Annotated in this window: 1 tRNA gene; it reads right to left on the reverse strand. The window is 38.0% G+C overall.

The window, feature by feature from the left end:
* Positions 1-113: 113 nt before the first annotated feature.
* Positions 114-189, reverse strand: a tRNA-Ala gene (locus J5G60_RS18735).
* Positions 190-508 lie beyond the last annotated feature (319 nt).

Consider the following 508-nt stretch of genomic DNA (forward strand, 5'->3'; position numbering starts at 1 on the left):
GTTTTTCTTTTTTCTACTCATAGCTATAAGCTTTTTAGAACCACAGGTAAAACCTGTGGTATTCTGAATACAAAAAAAATACGGAAAAATCTCTTTTCAGATTTTCCCGTACATGGTGGACCTGAAGAGATTCGAACTCTCGACCTCTCGGATGCGAACCGAACGCTCTCCCAACTGAGCTACAGGCCCATGTACCTATTCAATTTTGTGATATGAATCGCATGCTCTCCCAATTGAGCTATACTCCTAAAATATTTCTTGTAAAACAAGCACCCTTCATATTATATAGCTGTTTTTTCATAGATGCAACAATTTACCTTAATCTCTCAGTGAACTACCACCACTTATAGAAGTGGATGGCTTCTTAGTCAATATTCCTAATGGAACAAGTTTACCTAAACTCTAAAGGTCGAACCAACCTCAGTGTATTACCAAAATTATATGGCTAATTTCAGCAGATTTTTGCTGGCGTTTATATCCCTGTCATGGTGTGTGCTGCATTTAGGAC

This window comes from Clostridium sp. HV4-5-A1G, from assembly GCF_900184915.1.
GTDB lineage: Bacteria > Bacillota > Clostridia > Clostridiales > Clostridiaceae > Clostridium_B > Clostridium_B aromativorans.